21 protein-coding genes are annotated in these 20,223 nt (G+C 58.7%); 8 read left to right on the forward strand and 13 right to left on the reverse strand.

Annotation, left to right across the window (positions count from 1 at the left end):
- Positions 1 to 180: 180 nt before the first annotated feature.
- The 3 genes from RQI55_RS17585 (at position 181) to RQI55_RS17595 (ending at position 3,669) form a co-directional block, all read left to right on the forward strand.
- Entirely contained in the window at positions 181 to 1,260 is a 1,080-nt protein-coding gene (locus RQI55_RS17585) for a maleylacetate reductase (RefSeq protein WP_042616853.1), read from the forward strand.
- Positions 1,257 to 2,099 (forward strand): intradiol ring-cleavage dioxygenase, encoded by an 843-nt coding sequence (locus RQI55_RS17590; RefSeq protein WP_042616852.1) that lies wholly within the window; start codon positions 1,257 to 1,259, stop codon positions 2,097 to 2,099. The genes RQI55_RS17585 and RQI55_RS17590 overlap by 4 nt, the downstream gene beginning before the upstream one ends.
- Before the next feature lie 61 nt (positions 2,100 to 2,160).
- Positions 2,161 to 3,669, forward strand: a complete 1,509-nt coding sequence (locus RQI55_RS17595) for an aldehyde dehydrogenase family protein (protein ID WP_311273045.1) — start codon at positions 2,161 to 2,163, stop codon at positions 3,667 to 3,669.
- 4 nt (positions 3,670 to 3,673) lie between these two features.
- Here RQI55_RS17595 and RQI55_RS17600 read toward each other — a convergent pair whose 3' ends face one another.
- The gene (locus RQI55_RS17600) at positions 3,674 to 4,663 is read right to left on the reverse strand and encodes an AraC family transcriptional regulator (protein WP_082249841.1); all 990 of its coding nucleotides are present in this window, start codon (positions 4,661 to 4,663) and stop codon (positions 3,674 to 3,676) included.
- A gap of 242 nt (positions 4,664 to 4,905) precedes the next feature.
- Between RQI55_RS17600 and RQI55_RS17605 the strand changes: the two genes are divergently transcribed.
- From RQI55_RS17605 to RQI55_RS17615, 3 genes are all read left to right on the forward strand, one after another.
- The gene (locus RQI55_RS17605) at positions 4,906 to 6,354 is read left to right on the forward strand and encodes an APC family permease (RefSeq protein WP_042617016.1); all 1,449 of its coding nucleotides are present in this window, start codon (positions 4,906 to 4,908) and stop codon (positions 6,352 to 6,354) included.
- Positions 6,355 to 6,537: 183 nt separating this feature from the next.
- On the forward strand, positions 6,538 to 7,536 hold the full coding sequence (locus tag RQI55_RS17610; RefSeq protein WP_042616849.1) for an FUSC family protein: 999 nt from the start codon (positions 6,538 to 6,540) through the stop codon (positions 7,534 to 7,536).
- 119 nt (positions 7,537 to 7,655) lie between these two features.
- Positions 7,656 to 8,138, forward strand: a complete 483-nt coding sequence (locus RQI55_RS17615; RefSeq protein WP_155398753.1) for a MarR family winged helix-turn-helix transcriptional regulator — start codon at positions 7,656 to 7,658, stop codon at positions 8,136 to 8,138.
- Positions 8,139 to 8,153: 15 nt separating this feature from the next.
- Here the strand turns inward: RQI55_RS17615 and RQI55_RS17620 are convergent, their stop codons facing one another.
- From RQI55_RS17620 to RQI55_RS17655, 8 genes are read right to left on the reverse strand one after another with little or no spacing between them, the layout of a single operon-like run.
- The gene (locus RQI55_RS17620; RefSeq protein WP_042616848.1) at positions 8,154 to 8,672 is read right to left on the reverse strand and encodes a flavin reductase; all 519 of its coding nucleotides are present in this window, start codon (positions 8,670 to 8,672) and stop codon (positions 8,154 to 8,156) included.
- Between the two features lie 12 nt (positions 8,673 to 8,684).
- The gene (locus tag RQI55_RS17625; protein WP_311273047.1) at positions 8,685 to 9,659 is read right to left on the reverse strand and encodes a PDR/VanB family oxidoreductase; all 975 of its coding nucleotides are present in this window, start codon (positions 9,657 to 9,659) and stop codon (positions 8,685 to 8,687) included.
- Positions 9,656 to 10,417, reverse strand: coding sequence for an SDR family NAD(P)-dependent oxidoreductase (locus RQI55_RS17630; RefSeq protein ID WP_042616846.1), 762 nt, complete (start codon positions 10,415 to 10,417; stop codon positions 9,656 to 9,658). The genes RQI55_RS17625 and RQI55_RS17630 overlap by 4 nt, the downstream gene beginning before the upstream one ends.
- Positions 10,417 to 10,914, reverse strand: a complete 498-nt coding sequence (locus tag RQI55_RS17635; RefSeq protein ID WP_042616845.1) for an aromatic-ring-hydroxylating dioxygenase subunit beta — start codon at positions 10,912 to 10,914, stop codon at positions 10,417 to 10,419. The genes RQI55_RS17630 and RQI55_RS17635 overlap by 1 nt, the downstream gene beginning before the upstream one ends.
- Positions 10,911 to 12,167 (reverse strand): Rieske 2Fe-2S domain-containing protein, encoded by a 1,257-nt coding sequence (locus RQI55_RS17640; protein WP_311273048.1) that lies wholly within the window; start codon positions 12,165 to 12,167, stop codon positions 10,911 to 10,913. The genes RQI55_RS17635 and RQI55_RS17640 overlap by 4 nt, the downstream gene beginning before the upstream one ends.
- A 26-nt stretch (positions 12,168 to 12,193) precedes the next feature.
- Entirely contained in the window at positions 12,194 to 12,559 is a 366-nt protein-coding gene (locus RQI55_RS17645) for a hypothetical protein (RefSeq protein WP_042616843.1), read from the reverse strand.
- 44 nt (positions 12,560 to 12,603) lie between these two features.
- The gene (locus tag RQI55_RS17650) at positions 12,604 to 13,743 is read right to left on the reverse strand and encodes an acyl-CoA dehydrogenase family protein (protein WP_311273049.1); all 1,140 of its coding nucleotides are present in this window, start codon (positions 13,741 to 13,743) and stop codon (positions 12,604 to 12,606) included.
- A 24-nt stretch (positions 13,744 to 13,767) separates the two neighbouring features.
- Complete coding sequence (locus RQI55_RS17655; protein ID WP_311273050.1) at positions 13,768 to 14,901, reverse strand: amidase; 1,134 nt, start codon at positions 14,899 to 14,901, stop codon at positions 13,768 to 13,770.
- 440 nt (positions 14,902 to 15,341) lie between these two features.
- Between RQI55_RS17655 and RQI55_RS17660 the strand changes: the two genes are divergently transcribed.
- Positions 15,342 to 15,911, forward strand: coding sequence for a nuclear transport factor 2 family protein (locus tag RQI55_RS17660; RefSeq protein WP_311273051.1), 570 nt, complete (start codon positions 15,342 to 15,344; stop codon positions 15,909 to 15,911).
- Between the two features lie 85 nt (positions 15,912 to 15,996).
- Here the strand turns inward: RQI55_RS17660 and RQI55_RS17665 are convergent, their stop codons facing one another.
- Positions 15,997 to 16,311: a Dabb family protein gene (locus tag RQI55_RS17665; RefSeq protein WP_311273052.1), complete on the reverse strand. Its 315-nt coding sequence runs from the start codon at positions 16,309 to 16,311 to the stop codon at positions 15,997 to 15,999.
- Between the two features lie 189 nt (positions 16,312 to 16,500).
- On the opposite strand from RQI55_RS17665, the gene RQI55_RS17670 reads away from it, so the two are divergent.
- A complete protein-coding gene (locus RQI55_RS17670; RefSeq protein ID WP_311273053.1) occupies positions 16,501 to 16,884 on the forward strand; it encodes a VOC family protein in 384 nt (127 codons plus the stop codon).
- A 19-nt stretch (positions 16,885 to 16,903) separates the two neighbouring features.
- On the opposite strand, the gene RQI55_RS17675 is transcribed toward RQI55_RS17670, so the two are convergent.
- The 3 genes from RQI55_RS17675 to RQI55_RS17685 form a co-directional block, all read right to left on the reverse strand.
- Positions 16,904 to 18,202 (reverse strand): FAD-binding oxidoreductase, encoded by a 1,299-nt coding sequence (locus RQI55_RS17675; protein ID WP_311273054.1) that lies wholly within the window; start codon positions 18,200 to 18,202, stop codon positions 16,904 to 16,906.
- A 70-nt stretch (positions 18,203 to 18,272) separates the two neighbouring features.
- Positions 18,273 to 18,695 (reverse strand): RidA family protein, encoded by a 423-nt coding sequence (locus tag RQI55_RS17680; protein WP_042616837.1) that lies wholly within the window; start codon positions 18,693 to 18,695, stop codon positions 18,273 to 18,275.
- Between the two features lie 58 nt (positions 18,696 to 18,753).
- Positions 18,754 to 19,893 (reverse strand): tyramine oxidase subunit B, encoded by a 1,140-nt coding sequence (locus RQI55_RS17685; protein ID WP_042616836.1) that lies wholly within the window; start codon positions 19,891 to 19,893, stop codon positions 18,754 to 18,756.
- Positions 19,894 to 20,223 lie beyond the last annotated feature (330 nt).

Raw genomic sequence — 20,223 nt, forward strand, 5'->3', positions numbered from 1 at the left:
TTATACCGTAATTTGAGAATGTCAATCTCGTGGAGAGAGCGTGGCTCGCTTTGCCTCAGGAACAGGTCCGTTCCGCCGGCAGAAAAAAGGGTCATGAACGGGTGACGGATGGCGGCAGGTAGGCGGGGCAGAGTTAAGCCAGAGCTGGTTGCCACCGATCCATTTATGGGAGGAAATTGAATGCAGCCGCGCAGCTTCATATACACCGGGCATCCGGGCCGGGTGATCTTCGGATCAGGAACGATGCAGCAACTGCCTCAGGAGGTGGAGCGGTTGGGCGCGCGCCGGGCGCTTGTCCTGTCGACACCGGAGCAGGAGGCAGATGCGAAAGTGCTTGCAGACCTTCTGGGGTCGCAGACCGTTGGCCTGTTTTCCGGCGCAACAATGCACACGCCGGTTGATATCAGCGATTTTGCAGCAGACCGCGCAAGACAGTTGAAGGCGGATGTGCTCGTTGCCGTTGGCGGCGGCTCGACAACCGGTCTCGGCAAGGCAATTGCCCTGCGCACAGGCCTTCCCCAGATCGTGTTGCCGACAACCTATGCCGGGTCTGAAATGACGCCCATTCTTGGCGAGACGAGCCAGGGCCGAAAGGTAACGCAGAACACGCCCAAGGTGCTTCCGCAGGTCGTGATTTACGACGTGGACCTGACCATGGGGCTGCCCGCCTCGATTTCCGCCACCAGCGGCGTGAACGCCATCGCCCACGCGATCGAAGCGCTATATGCGCGAGATCGCAACCCGGTCATCGAAGCCTTGGCCCTGGAGGCCATCAAGGCGCTTTCGAAGGCCCTGCCCCTCATCGTCGCCAATCCGCAGGATAAAGCGGCGCGCAGCGAAGCCCTCTACGGCGCCTGGCTGTGTGGCATCTGTCTCGGCTCGGTCGGCATGGCGCTTCATCACAAACTTTGCCACACGCTGGGCGGCAGCTTCAACCTTCCCCATGCCGAAACACACACGGTCATACTGCCGCACGCGCTTGCCTATAACGCGCCAGCTATTCCCGATGTCATCGAAAAGCTCACGGGCATCTTCGGCTCGGACCCGGCTGGCGCCCTGTTTGATTTTGCTCAGCGCCTCGGCGCGCCGATATCGCTCAAGCAACTCGGCATGCCAGCAGATGGCATGGACACCGTAGTGGAACTGGCGGTTGCCAACCCCTACTGGAACCCGCGCGCGCTTGAAAAGCCCGCTTTGCACAGGCTGATTTCCGACGCTTTTGCAGGCACAAGACCCACCGCTTCTGAGGACAAGCCATGACCTATTTTTCCGAAGAAAACTCGGTTGACAGTGTGAATGATCGCATCGGCACGAAGGTGGATCCACGCTTGGCGCAGATCATGACATCGCTGGTCAGCCACATGCACGCGTTCGTCAAGGATGTAAGCCTGACGGAGAAGGAATGGGAGCACGCCATCGACTTCCTGACACGCACCGGCCAGATGTGTTCGGCAACGCGGCAGGAGTTCATCCTCCTGTCGGATTCGCTTGGCGTCTCGATGCTCGTCGATGCCATCAACCATCGCAAACCGCCGGGTGCGACGGAAAGCACCGTCTTTGGCCCCTTCCACGTGGACGGTGCGCCGGAACGGGAGATGGGAGCGGTCATCAGCCTGGATGGCAAGGGCGAGATCTGTCTCTTCCAGGGCCGTGTCATGGATCTTGATGGCGCGCCCATCGAGAACGCGCTCATCGATGTCTGGTCCGACAATGCCGACGGCTTTTATGACGTGCAGCAGCCGGACATCCAGCCACCCTTCAACAATCGCGGCATCTTTCGCACCGGCCCGGATGGCCGCTACAGCTTCCGTGGCATCCGGCCCGTTTCCTACCCCATTCCCGATGATGGACCTGTGGGGGACATGCTCGCTGCTCTGGGACGTCACCCATGGCGTCCGGCGCACATGCATTTCCTCGTCTCCGCCCCCGGCTTCGAGCGCCTGATCACGCACACCTTTGTGGCAGGCGATGATTACCTGACCTCCGACGCCGTCTTCGGCGTGAAGCCCTCTCTGATCTGCACTGTAAAGCAGGCGGAAACAGACACGGAAGTGTGGGTCGCAGATTTCGATTTCATCATGGTCCCCGCCGCAGCGTAATGGGCGATTGCCAGCAACTTTTATTGTCAGCGGCTAAAGCCCGCGCAGAAGGAAGAATGTCATGAATATTGCACAGCCTGACTCTCCGGTAGAGACCCTTTCGCCCGCAGTCGTGGAATTCCTGCAGGCTCCGAAAATGGTCATCGCCGGCAAGCGTGTTTTCGCTTCCAGCGGCGAAACCTATAGCGTCTATAACCCTGCGACAGGCGAGGCTCTCGCCCAGGTGCCTGCCGCAAATGCTGCTGATGTGGATGCTGCGGTCACCGCTGCCAAACGCGCCTTCGATGGTGAATGGTCGCGCATGCTGCCGAGCCAGAGGCAGAACCTGATGCTGAAGCTTGCCGATCTGATCGAGGCCAATGGCGAGGAGCTTGCGCAGCTTGAGACATTGAACAACGGCAAGTCCATCATGATGGCGCGACTGGCCGAGGTCATCAATTCCGCTGAATATTTCCGCTACATGGCGGGCTGGGCGACCAAGATCGAAGGCTCGACGCTGGATGTATCGATCGCGATCCCGCCGGGCATGCAGTATCAGGCCTTTACCCGCAAGGAAGCCGTGGGCGTTGTCGCGGCCATCACACCATGGAATTTCCCCCTGACGATGGCGGCGTGGAAAATCGCACCCGCGCTGGCTGCCGGATGCACAGTGGTTCTGAAGCCCGCTGAAGAAACGCCGCTGACGTCGATCCGCCTTGCGGAACTGTGCCTGGAGGCAGGCATTCCCGAAGGTGTCGTCAACGTGGTGACCGGCTTGGGACCTGATGCCGGAGCGCCTCTGGTGGCGCATCCGCAGGTATCGAAGGTGACATTCACCGGCTCGACGGAAACCGGCAAGATCATCGGCATCCAGGCCATCAAGGATATGAAGCGGGTGACGCTGGAACTGGGCGGCAAGGCACCGATGGTCATGTTTGACGACATGGATCTTGATCTTCTTGGGATAGCCGCAGGCATCGGCAGCTTCTTCAATTCAGGCCAGACCTGCTGCTCGGGCGTGCGTATCTATGCCCAGAAGGGTATCTACGAGAAGGCGCTGGAGATCATCGCCAATGTCACAAGAAGCCTTTCGGTTGGCTCGGGATTTGATCCGCGCCACCAGATCAACCCCGTCGTTTCCGCGCGCCACCAGGCCCATATCAAAGCCTGCATCGCCCGGGGTATCGAGAATGGTGCAAAGCCAATGATCGGCGGATCGGCACCGGACAAGGGATTTTATGTCGCGCCGGAACTGTTTACCGATGTGCGTCAGGACATGTCCCTGATGCAGGATGAAATTTTCGGACCGGTCATTGCCATGACGCCGTTTGACGATGCCGATGAGGCAATACGCCTTGCAAACGATACAAGATACGGCCTGAGCGCCTCACTCTGGACGCAGGATCTGAACAAGGTCATGCGCTATGTGCCCAAACTCCAGGCTGGCACGGTCTGGATCAACACCCATAATATTCCAGACCAGAACATGCCGTTTGGCGGCATGAAGCAATCAGGCATCGGGCGTGAGCATGGACGTGGCGCACTCGACAACTATCTGGAAACGAAGGCGGTTTGCATCGCCTATCGCTGAAGGCTCACACAGCATCTGGCGGCTCCTGTTTCCCCTGAACGGGAGCCGCCTCGGGCAGGTCGCTGGCATTTTCACGCAGCCTGCCCGCCTTTGGGCCCTCGCCGGTCCATTTCTTATACGCCCGCCACAAAACGGTTCCGTCAGCATAACCAAGCGATTCCGCCACTTCGGCGATCCGCGCCCGCTTCTGGCCCAGTTGCCGCGAAGCCAATTGAACGCGGTGACTGCGAATAACGTCCCGCATGCTCGTACCCTCTGCCAGCAACTGGCGCTGAAGGCTGCGGGGTGACATTCCCAATTCTCTTGCCACAGAAGCAAGATCGACGGCTCTTTGACCAAGGTTCATCGCCACAAGCGCCCGCACCCGTTCGCTCAGCGTTTCCTCGGCAATATCGGGCGTTTCTCCCATCAGATCGGCAATATGGCGTTCCAGAATGGCGACGAGACCGCTGTCTTCCGAGCGAAAAATTCGGTTGGCATCGTCGCGGGCGACAACAAACCTGTTGGCCGTCTGGCCGTAAAGAACGGGTGCCCGGAACACCCGGTGCAGCAAGGCCTTGTCGGCTTCTTCCTCGTGTTCGAAATGCACCTCGACCGGGCGCCAATCCGCAGCAAAGCAAGAGCGGACAAGCTGACAAACCGCCGCCATGGTGTATTCGGCATCCTGACGCCTTGGCCAAAGGCCCATATCGGCAAGACGGTAGGTCCAGATCATGTTGTCGGCCACGTCGAAAAACGATGAATAGGTCCCTCCCTGCAAGGCCCGAACATAGGTGCATAATCGGCCAAACCCATCGCGCATGGTTGGCGATAGGGAGAACAGCACACCCATCGGCCCCATATCCGCAGGCCGAATGCGCATGCCAAGCTTCAGGCCCAGATTGGGCTCACCGGTTTCTTTTGAAAGATCCTCGAACAGACCGACATAGTGCGCCAATGATACGACGCGGTACGGGTCGTTCAAAAGACTGTGATCGAAACCGTGCCGGCTCATCGATTGGGACGCGGCATCCCCGGAAGACGTCGCAAAATTGAGCATGGGGATTAAAGCGGAGGCGCGAATTGCCGCGACTTTATGCAGTGAATTTCTGGCCGGCCCCGCCTTGGACAATTTACGCTTCCTCTTTGCAGTCTGGCGCATTTTATCGGAAAATTGGCGGATAATACAGTGGGCGAATGCCAGCGCGCATACATACTCACCGCAATAATTATAAGTGGAACAAATGGGAATTCATCATGACGCACCAATCGGCCGCGGCACAGCCTGCGGAACAACGCCTTGCGCGTAATTCGATCGGCATTTCGCACATTGTCTTTTTCGTGGTTGCGGCCGCGGCACCGTTGACGGCTGTCGTTGGCGCGTCACCCGCCGCATTTGCCTTCGGCAACGGTCCGGGTGTGCCGGGAGCCTTCGTGCTTGCGGGGCTGCTCTACATCATCTTTTCCGCGGGCTTCACGGCCATGAGCCGACATGTCGGCGGAACCGGCGCATTCTATACCTATATCGCGCTCGGCCTTGGAAAGCCTGCAGCCGTTGGTGGCGCGCTGATCTCGCTTTTGACCTATAGCTCCGTGCAACTGGCTGTTTATGCACTTTTCGGCGTTTTTCTGTCGGATATGATCGGCCAGCTCGGTCTTCACGCGCCATGGTTCGTGTGGGCACTGGTGGTGCTGGTGCTGGTTCATCTGGCGGGGCGGCGAAACATTGCCTTTTCCGGCAAGATCCTCGGACTTGCCATGGTGCTGGAATTCGTCATTCTCGCCTTCCTCAATATCGGCATCCTGATGCAAGGCGGTGGGCCGGAAGGCATGACGCTGCAAAACTTCGCACCTTCGGTGGTTTTCACGCCGGGACTGGGTATTGCGCTGGTTTTCGTGATCGGGTCCTTCATCGGATTTGAATCCACGGCCATTTTTGCAGAAGAAGCGCGTGATCCCGCCAAGACCATTCCGCGCGCAACCTATATCGCCGTCTTCCTGATCACGGCTTTCTATGCGTTCTCCACCTGGGCTATCGCGCAATATTACGGTTTCTCGCAGATCCAGGGTGCCGCTGCCAACAACATCACCGGCATGTATTTCGTCGCGGCGGAATCGATCCTCGGCAAATGGTCCGTCCTGCTCATGAACGGCCTGCTGGCGCTTTCCTTCTTTGCCTGCATCCTCTCTTTCCACAACACATTGAACCGTTACTTCTTTGCGCTCGGACGCGAAGGTTTGCTCAGCAAGTCACTCGCCCGCGTTCATCCCGTTCACGGTTCACCCGCAACAGCCGGCAATCTGCAATCGGCATCGGCTGCAATCGTTCTGCTTGCCTTTGTTGCAGGTGGTGCGGATGGATTTACCGTGGTGTTCTCATGGATGTCAGCGCTTGCGGTCCTTGGCATCGTCGGCGTGCAGATTCTGGTTTCGTTTGCCATCATCGCCTATTTCCGGCGCAATCATACCCATGACCATAGCGCAATGGTCACGCTTGTGATGCCTGTCATTGCGTTGCTGGGTCTGGTCGTGGCCTTCGGCCTGGTGTGGATGAACCTCACGGTGCTGGCAGGGTCCGAGCATATCGTTGTAAAGTCCTTCCCATGGATTATCGTTGCCACTGGTGCAGTTGGTGCCTTGCTCGCCCACACCATCCGGTCGCGCAAGCCCGATCTCTACCAGAACCTGGGTCGAGTCTTCGAGTAAGTCTCTTCCCGGATGGATTGGAACGATGTTCTCGCGCCCACCGTGAGACGGTTGTTCTACCAGACGCAGCGGTGCTACAGCGCCCATCCATAAAACTACCGGCCGCCCATCGGGGCGGCCTTCCCGTTTCTAAATTGTGGACATCGTGCGCTCGAAGGTCACACACGCCATTAAGGATGACCAATGCCGAGGAGCCTCTCACTCACTCTCCAGCTTTTCCTGGCCGCCGCCTGCGCGCTTGCCTGTGCAAAAGCGCTTGGCCTTTCCAACCCATTCTGGGCGGCCATGCCGGTGTGGGTCGTTCAACAGGCTTTTCGGGAAGATCTTGTCATGCGCGCCATCCTGCGTGTTGCCGGAACATTGGCGGGAGCCCTCATCTCGCTAACGATCCTTTATCTCGATCCATCGCCCGGATGGATGGCGTTCTGGCTGGCGATAGGCGTCGGCGCCAGCGCAGCACTGGCCTACTGGATCGGCAGTGTCATGAGCTATGGTTCCTTCATATCGGGCATCACCATTCTCGTGGTTCTTCTGCCCTATATCTCCTCACTCCCCCATGACCAGACTTTGACGCCCTTTGCGCTCGCCGTGGACCGCATATTGTGCACGCTCATCGGCGTCGTTTGCGTTACGGCAGTTACCTTTCCCTTCACGCCACTGCGCCCTCAGCCACTTGCGCCGCGCAATATGAACGGCCGCGTCCAGCAATCTCTCAAACGGTTCGGCCTGTGTGCCGGGATGGCCTGCGTAGCCAGCGCGATTGCCATTGCCTTTCCACGCTTTGATGTCCTGGCTGGCTGCATGACCCTCGTCGTCTATCCGATGATCATGTCATCTGCGCCTGACCCAAGGCCCATCCTCAAATCGCTATTGCCGGGGGTGGCCATCGGCGTCATGGCAGGCATTGCCTATCTTGCGGCCACGTTCCCGCTCGCGGGCGATCCCATGCAGATCATTCTGGTAACAGTGGGCTTTCTGGCTGCGGGGGCATCATTGCGGGCTCATCCGCGAACGGCCCCGATTGGACTGGATGCGAATATGTGCTTCCTGCTGGTTGCCGAAGTTGGCACGTGGCGGCATGGGCTGACGGACGCGGCACTGGCAGGGGTCGGCCTCGCAACCGCTGCCCTGCTATCCTATGTCGTCATCAGATATTCCCTGCTGCGGCCCTCCACCCTTTAAAAAATTACCACTAATGTACGCCTTGCAGAAACGGGAATTTTCATCTAAATCCGCCCTATCAGCCTTCCATTGCCGACATACGGTGTTCGGAAGAGATAACGTCTCAGCGGATTTTACGAATGACTGTTGCCGAAAACCCGGCCTCTACCGGCAAGCGGGGGGACATGACCGAAAAGCGGATGCGGCGCCAGTGGCCCTTCTACTGGATTTCACAGGTCAACGGTCATTATGTCCGCGTGCTTGAAAGCCGGTTGAAGCCGATCGGGCTTGATATGCCGCGCTGGCGGGTTTTGATGTCTCTTTACGAAGACAATCATCTCAGCGTTTCGGAAATTGCGGATCTGGCGGTGCTGAAGCTGAACACGGCCACCAAGATCATCCAGAGGATGGCTGCCGATGGACTGGTGGAAACCCGCGTCAGGCAGGCTGACCAGCGCGCAACCGAGGTAGCCCTGACAATTCAGGGCGAAAATGCGCGCCAGCTGGCGGTGCAGGAAGCAGACAAGATCCTCGCCGCGTCCTTCATCAATATGAGCCCGGAAGAAGTGGCATCGCTCAATAAAATTCTTGAGAAAGTGTTTCTTCATCTCAAGGAAATCTGAAGGCGCGCCAAGCCTTCAGACCGCCGTTGGCGCAGCCGCAGGCAGAGTGTGGAAATTACGGTCGAACCAGATCAGGCCACTGCAATGGTCATCGCGGACGCTTGTTTCCAAGACCTCACAGAAAATGACCGAATGCGTTCCCTTCTCTTCCCGCGAGACGATCTTGCAATCAAATGCAACGCTGGCATCTGCCAGAATGGGCGCACCGCTTTTGAGCGCGATCCAGTCCTCGCTTGAGAAGCGCTCCTCACCGGTCCAACGCGCAAAGGAACGGGATAATTCCTGATGCGATGATGCAAGCACGTTGATGCCGATAACGCCATTCTCGATGAAGGCGTTATGCGAAAATGCATTGCGGTTGATGCAGACAAGCAGGGTGGGTGGCGTGTCGGTAACCGAGCAGACAGCTGAAACCGTCAGCCCGTGGCGACCGGCGGGGCCATCGGTCGTTACCAGATTGACGGCAGCGCCCAGCCGGCTCATTCCGTTTCGAAAATCCTGGGCTTCCTTGGGAAGCGGAACCGGATTGTTCATGTCTCTCTCCTCCTATAGATCAAGAATGATCGTTTTCGACTTTGCGCGCGAGCAGCAGACGCAGATCATCGTCCCTTCCTCCCGCTCTTCATCCGTCAGAAACTTATCGCGATGATCGAGCTCGCCTTCCAGCACGTCGGTCACGCAGGTTCCGCAAACCCCCTCCTCGCACTTCACCTCGACACGGATGCCAGCCTTGGCAAGCACCTTTGAAATGGTGTCGTTCGGCCCGACGCTGACCGTCACGCCGGATCGTTTCGCCACAACCTCGAAACTGTCGCCACTCTTGTCCACATCGGCGGAAAAATACTCCCGGTGCACATGGCTTGTCGCGTGGCCGGCTGCTTCCGCAGATGTGATGATCCAGTCCATGAAACCCTGCGGCCCACAGACATAGATATGGGTGTCGGATGCCGGCGCGGGCAGGTCGGTCTTGATGTTGATCTTCTGCGCGTCCGGCTGGTCGTCGAAGTGGAAGACGACACGTTGCGCCCACGGCTGCTCACCAATGAGGGCTCGAAAGGCCGTCACATTTTCAGACCGGGTGGCATAATGCAGAACGAAATCGCGACCAAGCGCATGCAGGTGCTGCGCCATGGCAAGCATCGGCGTAACGCCGATGCCGCCGCCAAAAAGCACCGAGAGACGGGCGCTTTCTTCCAGCGGAAAATGGTTTCGCGGCCCCTCGACATCCAGAACGGCACCAATGGTGGCCAGCCGGTGGACGGCCTCGGAGCCACCCCGGCTTTTGGGATCCCGGAGAACACCGATCTCGTAGAAATTGCGTTCTGCGGGATCGGATGACAGAGAATATTGCCGCCAGAGGTCGAGGCCGTCCTCGATCAGGTGAAGATCGAGATGCGCGCCAGCCTCGAAGGCGGGCAAGGCATTGCCATCGGCTGCGGCCAGACGGACACGGGCAATATTGCCCGGCTCCTCCACCCGGTCGATCACAGTCAGCTTCATAGGGGTCGCGTTGGTGCTCATCGCATATAGATCCCGCCATTGACGTCCCAGCACGCGCCAGTGACGAAGCTTGCATTGGGCCCTGCAAGAAGGGCCACCAGATCGGCAACGAAACCGGGCTCACCCAACCGACCGACCGGAATGTTGGCCAGCGCCGCCGGAAGCCGATCTTCTGTCAACACGGACCGCACGACAGGCGTGTCCATCGGGCCGGGGGCGATGGCATTGCAGGTCACGCCGAAGGGGGCGAGATCGCGGGCAAACACCTTGGTCAGCGTCAGGATGGCACCCTTGGAGGCGGCATAATGCGCGCCGGTCGCCGTTCCGCCATTCTGCCCTGCAAGCGAAGCCAGATTGACGATGCGGCCATAACCGCGTTCCTTGAAATGGCGGCCGAAAATCTGGCTACCGGCGAATGTTCCGCCAGCATTGGTTGCCATGACAGCGTTGAAATCGGCGGGGTCGATCTCCAGCAGCGGCTTGACGGCCGTGCGGGCAGCATTGTTGACCAGCACCTCAACAGAACCCCATCGCTCTATGGAGCGGTCGAGAATGGTCTGGAAGTCTTCGGGCTTGTTGACATCAAGCGTACCGACGACAGCTGTTTCACCAGCCAGATCCAGCTCCTGCGCCAATGGCTCGGCATCGGCAGCCACCAGATCTGTGATGACAACGCGAAAACCCGCGCGATGAAGGGAGCGTGCGATGAGTGCACCCACCCCGTTTGCACCGCCGGTTACGACAGCGGTCTGGATTTTTTCAGGAAGCGGCACACTCATTAGAACAAATAGCTGAACGCGGTCAGCTCTCCCTGGCTGTTGAGAATGCGGGCAACCTTGTGGCGGATCATCAGCTTGCCCTCGCGCCGGACCAGCGTATATTTGAGGTCAGCAGCGTAGAGGCGCTGGCGGTTGAACTTGCTTTCAACGATATGTTCGGCGCAACGCAGGACGATCTCTTCGCCGTCTGCGCTTTCCAGTACGAACCGCGAGACGGTGCGAACCGTATCGGCAGGCGGGGCCGAGGAAATCGAAAAGCCCTGCTGGAAACGCTCGATACGCAGCTTGCGCATATGCGCATCGTCATAGGCAAGGTTGAGATTATTGGCATAATCGTCACCCGGCGCGACAGGCAGGACGTAACGTCCGTCGGTCGTCCAGAGCGCAAGCCAGGCATCATAATCGCAACGGTCGAGCAGCTCCGCCTCGTGCCAGACGAATTCCGCCAGTTCATGAAGACTGACAGCATTGACAGTATTTTGGGCCAGATCGTTCATTGGCTCATCATCCTCTTCCACATCTGATAGGCGGCGCGCATTCCTGTTTCCGCGCTCAAATGGCCGCGCGGACCATCGACGCCCTCGACCTCGTCCACCATTCCACGGTTGACGAGAACCGGCAGTTCCTCGCCACCAAGAGTGCCGCGCTGAACGCGCTCCCACACCTCGGCATCATCGGGGGTGCCGAAGCCCATCGGCCCCTGGAAATGCTCCTGAAGACGCATCTTCATCTGGTTCGAGGCTGCGGGGCCACCATCCATTCCGAGACATACATGGCGGATCGCCGTCTCGCGCACGCCCATCGGGCGCAGAACGCGGAAGAAGGAAAGCGATAGCGAGACATTCGGGAACAGGTTGAGGTTGAAGCCAGCGCCGCCGGTTGCGCGAACGATGCGGCGGACCTGATCGTCGCTGAAACCTTCATCCCTCAGCGTCTGCGCGAGTTCGAGATACCGTTCGGGAATGGGATCATCGAGGTTTTCTTCAAGATCGATCAGTTCCGGGATGAACACGGCAACCGAATGGCCGTTGCCAAGATCCTCCACGAAGCCGTCCTTGCCGAAGAAGTCGAATGTCTGCTCGGCTTCTGCATCCAGCGTCTGGATGAAAGACTTGTGAACGACAGGGAAGTGATAGGCGTCGGTGGTGTTTTCCAGCTGGATTTTCCAGTTCATCGGAACCGTGAACTGGTGCTCGCCCAGCACCTTGATCGGGAAACCACCGCCCTGCTTCATGAACAGGTCGATCCACTTTTTGGCCGCACCGAGGAAATCGGACAGCGGCTCGATGTCGTCGTTGAAGGTTGCGAAATACATGTTCTGGTAGGATTCGACGCGCAGGCGCTTCATGCCGAGCTGCGATTTGTCGAGGTCCTCGCCATATTGTTCGGGATAGGGCACGGCGCGCAGCGATCCATCCAGACCATATCCCCATCCATGATAGGGGCACTGGAAGGACGAGGTCTTGCCCTTCTTCACTTCGCAGACGGTTGCCGCCCGGTGGCGACAGCGGTTGACGAGAACATTGACGTCGCCCTTTCTGTCACGCACGACGATAACCGGCTGCTGTCCGACATAGGACAGGACGAAGGAGCCCTTATCGGGAACTTCCGAGCCATGGGCGACATAGACCCAGGTGCGGTTGAAGATCTTCTCCAGCTCCAGCTGAAACAGCGCCTCGTCTTCGTAAAGGCGCGTATGAACCCTGTCATCCTCGACAAGATTGGCGACATTGGTCGTGTGGATATTCATACCAAATTCCTTTCGCGGGCTTGATGTCAGGCCTCAGGGTTGGGCAAAGGGCGGCCCATGCGGGCTTCGATGCGCTGGTAGCGCCACAGACGGTGGTTCTGGTCGCCAACCTCGATCGTGCGGAACAGATTGCAGGCAGCGACAACCGCATCGCGATCCGGGAAATCGCAGAGCATGTAGCAGGTCCATGGGAAACCGGTGGGCGAGGTGCCGACCATCGTCTGGTCATCATCAAACGTGCCGAGAATGGTCACGCCCGGCATTTTGGCGACGCTGGACATGAAGCTCTTCATGCCGGTCCAGACCATACCGGTCTGATCAAAGGGCAGGTCGAAGAAGTTTTGCAGAACAGCGATGCACAACAGCGTGCGGATCGGTTTTTTCTCGGTCATTTCAGTCTCATCCTTATTGTTAAAAAGCGTCCGACGTCGAAGGTTCAAGGAAATCCGGGCGGTGTTGGCTGATCCAGAAGAGCGGCACCCGCCACCTGCCAGCTGCCGGCACCGATGAAGGCATGCTGGGCAACGCCTGCTGCGTCGATCATGTAGCGTCCAAGCGGATGGCCGGTGTTGATGGATTCGGAGCCGCCAAGGACAAAGGCAATGCGCGCCACTTCCGCACCATCCTGCGCAGCCTTTGAAGCAACCTGGCGCAAGCGAATATGCGTTGGGCGATCAACCGCACCATTGGAAAGCATCTGCTCCCAGCCCTGCTCTATCGTCTCATAAAAGGCCGAGCGCGCGCCAAGCAGCATGGCTTCGGCATGGGCAAAACTGGTCTGGACGTAACCGCGTGATGCGGGGCTTGGCGCTCCCGTCACCGATGTGCGGCCGATGGCGTCATCGCGCAGCCAATCCAGTGCAGCCCGGGCCGTGCCAAGCGCCACGGCTGCCAGAACCTGCGCGGCCAGCGCCATGGCCGGATAGTGGAAGATCGGATCATCCAGCGTGGGTTTGCCGCCGCGAATGAAGGTCCAGTCTTCAGACACAACAACCTTTTCGGCTGAGACATCATGGCTGCCGGTGCCCCGAAGCCCGATCGTGTCCCATGTTTCGATGACCTTGACGTCCTCACGGCGCATGATGGCCGTACGCGGCAAGGGTGTCGTTTCTCCCTCGATCTTGATGCCAGCGCCGACGATTGACGCACCCATGACGCCGGAAACCCAGGGCCAGCGCCCCGACACTTCCAGACCACCCGCGACACGCCGCGCCGCCTGGGGCGGAAACATGCCGCCGGCAAACACGGTGTTGGGATCGCGGCCATAGATCGCCGCATAGGTTTCAGGCGGCAGCGACGCCAGATAGGTCGCCGAGACGCCGAAGCTCGCGACCCAGCCAGCAGAGGCATCGGCCCAGCTGATCTGCTCGATGAGCCGACAGAACTGCGCTGGCGACAACGCATCCCCGCCGAAGCGGGCAGGCACGAAGGCGCGGTAGACGCCGACTTCCTGAAACTTCCGCACGATATCAATCGGGATATGGCGCAGCGATTGAAATTCTTCGCGCCGTTGCCGGATCTCAAGAACGAGGCTTTCCAACGTCTCTGACGGCTTGGCAGGCTTAGTGCAATCCATGGCTATTTGTCCTCTTGGAAAGGGTTACATCATGTCCGCGAACCAGCGGCCGACAGCGCACACATATTCATCGCGCCCCTTGGGGCCGATCAGCTGATAGCCGACAGGCAGGCCCAGCGATGTGAGCGCAGGAACGACAAGGGCCGGGTGGCCAGAAAGATTGAAGGGTCGCAGGTAGCGCGTGATGGACAATATCTGGGAGGGGTCTCGGGCCGCCTGCAGGGTGGGCGGCACACAGGGCAGCGCGGGAGTCAGAATGATATCATAGCTCGAAAACACGGCATCGACTTCGACGGTAAAACGCTCGCGCACGCCTTCAGCCCAGGCAACGTCAGCATCGGAGACCCCAGCGGCTGCCGTTAACCTCGCACGGATATCCTCACCAAGCCCATCGGGCCGCTCCAGCAGGTGCCCGAAGGCGAGATAGGTTTCGCGCGCGATGAGCACCATTCCAGCCTTGAACGCATCATCAAGAGAGGGAAGATCGATATAGTCTGGAGCGAAATCATGGGCGATGAAGGGTACGGCCAGCGCCTCCATGACAGGCTGGTCGAAGTTGGTGCGCAAACGCGCCAGCCGGGGTGCTTTCTCAAGACAGATCGCCTCAAAGCTCGGATCGATGGCCTGCATGGCTTTCTCGATCATGGATGCGTCACGCGCCAATGGACCTATGCAATCCAGCGAACTTTGCTCAGGCGATGCGCCGCGGCGGCTGATGCGGCCAAAGGTGGGCTTGAAACCGAAAACGCCGCAACAGATCGCTGGTTGGCGCACGGACCCGCCGGTATCTGTACCAACAGCAAAATCCACCAGCTCTTCCGCAACAGCAACCGCGCAGCCAGAGGATGAGCCACCGGGAATAAGGTCCGGCCATTTGGGATTGACGGGTGTGCCGAGATGGGCGTTAAAGCCCGTCATGCCATAGGCCAGTTCATGCATGTTGGCTTTGCCAACGATGCGACAGCCGGACGCGAGAAGATGATCGACCACTGCGGCGTTTTCACGTGCTGGCTGTGCATTCGCAAACGCGGCAGAGCCGCATCCTGTCGGCAAGCCGGCAATGTCGAGACAATCCTTGACCGCGACCGTCGGACCATTGGCATGGCCGAGCGCCAGCGCGGTCACCAACGCTGGTGACTTCGATTGCTGAGGCATCATACTGTTCCCTTTGCGGACTTTGCCCGCTCGATTGATCGCTGCCTGTCGGCAACGTCATCGTGTTTTTGTTGTCTTGTCCTCTATCCAGTGGTGGCCCCGAAGCGCGGTTTGCGCCGCTCGGCCATCGCTGGATCTTCTCCTCTGTCCGAACGGATCGGGTCCGGCATGCCCAACAAATAACAGGAATATTCCCGTAATTTTATTGCTAAGTTTGCAAAACAGTTTTCCCTGCGCGGCTTTGCGTCCGGCGGGACCGCTAACCATCGGAGAAGGAAGATCAAATCGGAACATGGACAGGATGACGGGGTAATTTACGTGAATATTACCGCTTGACCGGGAGGCCTGCCGACTTAGCATCTGCGCCATCTTGTCTGCCGGGCGGGCGCGTTTTCGCGAATGGCCAACAGATAAAGCTTGAAGCCAGAAACGGGAGCCACCGAATGCCGACATCAGAAGAGACTATTGCAGCCCTGACCCGCCGCCTTGAAAGGCTGGAAGCGGAATCCGAAATCCGCCGCCTGGAAGCGCGCTACATGTTTCTGTGCGATACCCCAAACCCTGAATTCGGCGTGGAGAACGACGCTCAGCGCATCGAGCTGATCCTTGACCTCTATACGGAAGACGCTGTGTGGGAAGGCGTTGGCGAATACTACACCAACCAGTTTGGCCGCGTGGAAGGCAAGCCCGCCTTGCGCAAGCATTTCGAAAACTTCTGGGGAAGCAGGCAGGACCCGCTCCTTATCCTCAACTGTCACTACCTGACATCGGAACAGATCCACGTGCATGAGGATGGCAAGACAGCCGATGCGCAATGGGTGCATATGCAGCCCTGGCTGTTTTCGGATGGCAAGGCACTTCTGCGGTCCTCGCGCCTCAACAACGCCTTCCGCAAGGAGCCGGACGGCCAGTGGAAACTCACCCGCACGCGCACGGAAAACGTCTTCGTTGCGCCTCTGCCAGCCACATGGGCTTCCGATTACCCGAGCCGCTCGGTGCTGATGAAGCCTTGATACAGGTTTGAAATCCCGTTGCACGGCACCGGGCTTGCCATGAGAGGCAGACCCGGTGCCGTGTCAGCAAACGGTGCGCGGATGCTCAAACAGGTATTATGTAATCAACCTGATGGCGAGCGATCCGCACGCCCTCCAGCCGATCCCGTACCGCCAGATGCACAGGGTGCTGACCATAGGCCTGCAGGGCATCCATGCTTTCGAATTCTGTTACCAACACAACGTCGCAGGCATAGGAGATGCCACTGACATCCGCGCCAACTTCGAGTTTCGTCATTCCAGGAATCTGGCCTCTCAGGCCCTCGAATTCCCGTATCACGCGGCTGATCGACACCAACTTTTCGTCCATGCCCTCACCAGCCACGTCCCACATTACGATGTGGCATATCCTGTTCGACATGGTCATACCTTCTGGCTTGTCACAACTCTCAGGCGAATTGTGCAGATTGAAAACAGATGGATGACCTTGTTTCACTTCATCGACCGACAATAAATCGGGTGATCGGAAAATCTCTATTGCACGATATGCAACAAGCCGAACCCTTCGAAGCCCGCCTATCCGGCCTTCGCAAAAACAAAGGAGTCCCCAATGCCTGCAACTGAAGCCTTCCTCGATCACGCTGCTTTCTACGTGCGCGATATCGCGCAGCACATCGTCTTTTTTCGCGATGTTCTGGGAATGACGGTCACGCAGCTGGATGGGCCTGCAGACAAGCCACGCCAGGCCTGGCTGCTGGGTGGTATCCAGTTGATCGAGGATCCATCATTCAGCGGCACGGAAGGCCGGTTTGGCCATCTGGGTCTGATCTGCGCGGATGTACCCGCTGCCATCGAAGCTGCACTTGGCCATGGCGCACGCCAGACGAGCAAAGGCGCGCACTGGCTGGAGCTTCCAGACGGGCTTCTGATCGAACTTTTGCCTGATAACAAGCAGGCCGTGCAGATCGCGCGGGGCCTTGATCCGAGGATCTAGAATCCTCGGCAATGGCGGATCAGTTGAACCGCTCCAGCCTGTAGGGAGAAGGATCGATAATGGGCGATGAGGCGGCCATGATCAGGTCGGCGGCAAGTTCTCCTGCCGCTGGCGCCGTGCCAAAGCCATGGCCGGAGAAACCCGAGGCGATTGTGAAGCCGGGAATTTTCGCGACTGGTGCCACGACTGGCAGCGAGTCCGGCGTGATATCCATCATGCCCGCCCAGACCTCGTCGACAACGGCGTTTCTGAACACCGGCCAGGCCTGTGTCAGGTTCTCCATCGCCTCAACATTCAAACCGGGATTGGCGGCAGGGTCCATCGTTCGAACCTTTTCAAACGGGCTTTTGCTTTTGCCGCTCCACCGCCGTGGCAAGGCGATATCGCGCAGAAAATCCTTGCCGAGGCTGATGCGCAAGAGCTGGCGTTGCCCCCGCAGCATGTGCATGTAGCGCATGCCGATCAAAAGATGATCAAGAAGCAGGGGCGCACCCAGCGCGCCGCGTTGCGAGATGGTGTAGCCGCCATCCTGACGCTTACGGAAAGAGAAATCCGGCCCGCCGACGGCAATCTCCGTTGGCCCATCCATCGGCGCGGTGCGGATGACAGACAGGATGAGCGGCAGCGTTGGCAGGGATATGCCAAGATTGGCGAGGAATTTGCGTGACCAGAGGCCACCTGCGAGCAAAGCCTGATCGCAGCGGATTTCACCGCGTTCCGTCACAACGCCCGACACGCGTCCACCCGACAGGGACAGGGTTCGGACAGCGCAATTTTCGATGATGACCGCGCCTTTGCGCCTTGCAGCATTGGCAATGGCGCTTGCCGCAAGCGTCGGTTCGGCACGCCCGTCGGAGGCCGTGTAAATGCCGCCTGCCCATTGTCCGGCTCCGCCCGGCACAAGCCCATCGATATCATTCTGGCTGAGCAGACGGGAATCGAGCGAAAGCCCGGAAACATCGTTCAGCCACTTGCCGTGCATTTCCATCTCGCCCTCAGTGCGGGCGAGATACATGATGCCTGACTGACGATATCCGACATCCATCCCAACGCGCTCGGGCATGGTGGCCCATAGCCGGTCTGACTCAACCGACATCGGCACATCGGCAGGCGCGCGCCCCATCTTGCGGATCCAGCCCAGATTGCGGGACGATTGCTCCGCGCCGACCCGCCCCTTTTCCAGAACCGTCACGGGAATGCCTCGCTCAGCAAGTGTCAGGGCCGCAGTCAGCCCGACAATCCCGCCGCCGATGACGACCACCGTGGTCTTGGCCGGCAGGGTAGCGTCGGTCTGTACCGGAAACATCACAGGAGCCATAGCGATAGCCTTTGTTCAAAGATCGAGGGTTAAAAAATCTCGAGCGTCGTGGATGGGGCGGCGATAGCCCTCAAAGGGCGATAACCTTGGTTTCGGTTTCTGCCGTTCCCGCGCCGCGATAGGCCGTGACTTCGATCTCGACCTTGTAGACGTTCGAGCCAAGCGGCGGGCAGGTCACGGTGCTGGCCGGATCGATACCGCGAAACTTGTTGCCGACAATCGTCATGACAGCCTGGGTATCCGCAGGGTCCTGAATGAAGACACGCGACATCACCACATCGCGAAGATCGGCATCGACCGATTTGAGTGCCGCCTCGATGTTGGAAAACACCTGCAATGTCTGCTCAGTAATATCCGACGGGATTTCCTTTGTCTGGGGATTGCGGCCAGCGGTGTTGGACACGAAGATCCAGTTGTCCAGCGCAACGAGGCGCGAATAGCTGCCGTGATCTTCGAACTTCGAGCCGGTCTTGATTTTAGTGACCTTGGTCATGGTCTTTCCTTTTCAATGATAAGAGGGGGCGGCGCCAGGCACCGCTGCCCCAGGACGATCAGCGCAGAACAGGCACATCCCACAGGTTCAGTTTGGTGCCGATGCCGTTTGCAATCGCGTTACGGTAAACGACGGTGCCCCAGGCAACGTCTTCGACGGGCATGCCGCCAACCGACATGATGATGATTTCATCATCGTTGGAGCGACCGGGGGCTTCGCCAGCCACGATCTTGCCGATGTCTTCAAGATCTTCCTTGGCCATCTTGCCTTCGGCAATCATGTCCATGAACTTCACGCCAATGATCGGCACATGAACGTGGGCGGGCTTGGGAAGTTCGTGGAACCAGGCTTCGTAAAGACCGGTATTGTCGACCACCTTTCGCACGTCGCGGGCCTCCATGGCCTCATCGATGTTGCAAAGGGCTGGCATGGCTAGGAAAGCACCGGGCTTCACCCATTCCCGCTTCACCATCGGATAGGTGGATGGATCGCCAACGGCACCGGAGTTGCAGTAGCTGACCAGATCGGAGCCACGCACCACGTCCTCGATCGTATCCACCACCTGAACCGTGGTGATCTGTGGATAGGTTTCGCTCACCCAGGCCAGGAAACTGTCGAGGCTCTTCTGCCCACGGCCCTTCACCTTGACGGTATCAATATCAGGGCAGGCCGAAATGAAGGCGCTAAGCGTGGTCTTGGCCATGACGCCTGGCCCGAGAATGCCGACAATTCTGGAATCCTTGCGGGCGAGATGACGCGCACCGACGCCAGGGATCGCGCCGGTGCGGTATGCCGACAACAGATTGGCCGACATGAATGCAAGCGGCGCGCCCGTATCGGCATTGTTCAGACAAAACATGAGGATGGAGCGCGGAAGGCCCTTTTCGCGGTTGGCAATGTTTGAGCCGTACCACTTCATTCCGGCGGTGCGGAAGCTGCCACCCAGATAGGCGGGCATGGCCATGAAGCGACGGTCAGCTGTCGGCTTCGGCATATCTGGAAAGGGCGAGTTTTCCGGGAAGCTCACGGCGGCGCCGTGCGAGTCGTTATTCGGGCCCGCCATGCGGTAATCACCATGATAAAGCAGCCCGAACATTTCCTCCATCGTGTCAACGCAGGCAGGCATGTCAGTGACACCGGCGCGGATCATGTCCTGCTCGGACAGGTAGATGAAGTCGATTTTGGTATCTTCGCTCATGAAACTGCTTCCTTGATGAATAATAGGCCGACGGCGGAACGCCGCTTCGGGGGTGATGCTGTGGTGATGTTCAGGACGAGGCCAACAGGATACCCGCCGCCGCAGTGATCGGGCAGAGCAAGGCATCCGGCTATGGCACTCGGCAATTACGAGTGTCTGGCGTTGCGCAAAAAGCGACCGGGCGACGGACGCCAACGGCGGAAATACAGTGGAAAATCTGTGCCCATGATGGCAATCAACATAATGAACCCCAGTTCATTTTTATAATTCTTGAGCAGGGAAGATAGACAACCTTCCTCACAGGGACATTGCATAAGGTGCCATTTATTT

Source organism: Rhizobium sp. WCS2018Hpa-16 (assembly GCF_031843705.1).
In the GTDB taxonomy this organism is placed as follows: Bacteria; Pseudomonadota; Alphaproteobacteria; order Rhizobiales; family Rhizobiaceae; genus Agrobacterium; species Agrobacterium tumefaciens_C.

Coding starts and splice junctions, on each gene's coding strand:
- RQI55_RS17585 (WP_042616853.1), top strand. CDS start 181: ATGCAGCCGCGCAGCTTCATATACACCGGGCATCCGGGCCGGGTGATC.
- RQI55_RS17590 (WP_042616852.1), top strand. CDS start 1,257: ATGACCTATTTTTCCGAAGAAAACTCGGTTGACAGTGTGAATGATCGC.
- RQI55_RS17595 (WP_311273045.1), top strand. CDS start 2,161: ATGAATATTGCACAGCCTGACTCTCCGGTAGAGACCCTTTCGCCCGCA.
- RQI55_RS17600 (WP_082249841.1), bottom strand. CDS start 4,663: ATGAGCCGGCACGGTTTCGATCACAGTCTTTTGAACGACCCGTACCGC.
- RQI55_RS17605 (WP_042617016.1), top strand. CDS start 4,906: ATGACGCACCAATCGGCCGCGGCACAGCCTGCGGAACAACGCCTTGCG.
- RQI55_RS17610 (WP_042616849.1), top strand. CDS start 6,538: ATGCCGAGGAGCCTCTCACTCACTCTCCAGCTTTTCCTGGCCGCCGCC.
- RQI55_RS17615 (WP_155398753.1), top strand. CDS start 7,656: ATGACTGTTGCCGAAAACCCGGCCTCTACCGGCAAGCGGGGGGACATG.
- RQI55_RS17620 (WP_042616848.1), bottom strand. CDS start 8,672: ATGAACAATCCGGTTCCGCTTCCCAAGGAAGCCCAGGATTTTCGAAAC.
- RQI55_RS17625 (WP_311273047.1), bottom strand. CDS start 9,659: ATGAGCACCAACGCGACCCCTATGAAGCTGACTGTGATCGACCGGGTG.
- RQI55_RS17630 (WP_042616846.1), bottom strand. CDS start 10,417: ATGAGTGTGCCGCTTCCTGAAAAAATCCAGACCGCTGTCGTAACCGGC.
- RQI55_RS17635 (WP_042616845.1), bottom strand. CDS start 10,914: ATGAACGATCTGGCCCAAAATACTGTCAATGCTGTCAGTCTTCATGAA.
- RQI55_RS17640 (WP_311273048.1), bottom strand. CDS start 12,167: ATGAATATCCACACGACCAATGTCGCCAATCTTGTCGAGGATGACAGG.
- RQI55_RS17645 (WP_042616843.1), bottom strand. CDS start 12,559: ATGACCGAGAAAAAACCGATCCGCACGCTGTTGTGCATCGCTGTTCTG.
- RQI55_RS17650 (WP_311273049.1), bottom strand. CDS start 13,743: ATGGATTGCACTAAGCCTGCCAAGCCGTCAGAGACGTTGGAAAGCCTC.
- RQI55_RS17655 (WP_311273050.1), bottom strand. CDS start 14,901: ATGATGCCTCAGCAATCGAAGTCACCAGCGTTGGTGACCGCGCTGGCG.
- RQI55_RS17660 (WP_311273051.1), top strand. CDS start 15,342: ATGCCGACATCAGAAGAGACTATTGCAGCCCTGACCCGCCGCCTTGAA.
- RQI55_RS17665 (WP_311273052.1), bottom strand. CDS start 16,311: ATGTCGAACAGGATATGCCACATCGTAATGTGGGACGTGGCTGGTGAG.
- RQI55_RS17670 (WP_311273053.1), top strand. CDS start 16,501: ATGCCTGCAACTGAAGCCTTCCTCGATCACGCTGCTTTCTACGTGCGC.
- RQI55_RS17675 (WP_311273054.1), bottom strand. CDS start 18,202: ATGGCTCCTGTGATGTTTCCGGTACAGACCGACGCTACCCTGCCGGCC.
- RQI55_RS17680 (WP_042616837.1), bottom strand. CDS start 18,695: ATGACCAAGGTCACTAAAATCAAGACCGGCTCGAAGTTCGAAGATCAC.
- RQI55_RS17685 (WP_042616836.1), bottom strand. CDS start 19,893: ATGAGCGAAGATACCAAAATCGACTTCATCTACCTGTCCGAGCAGGAC.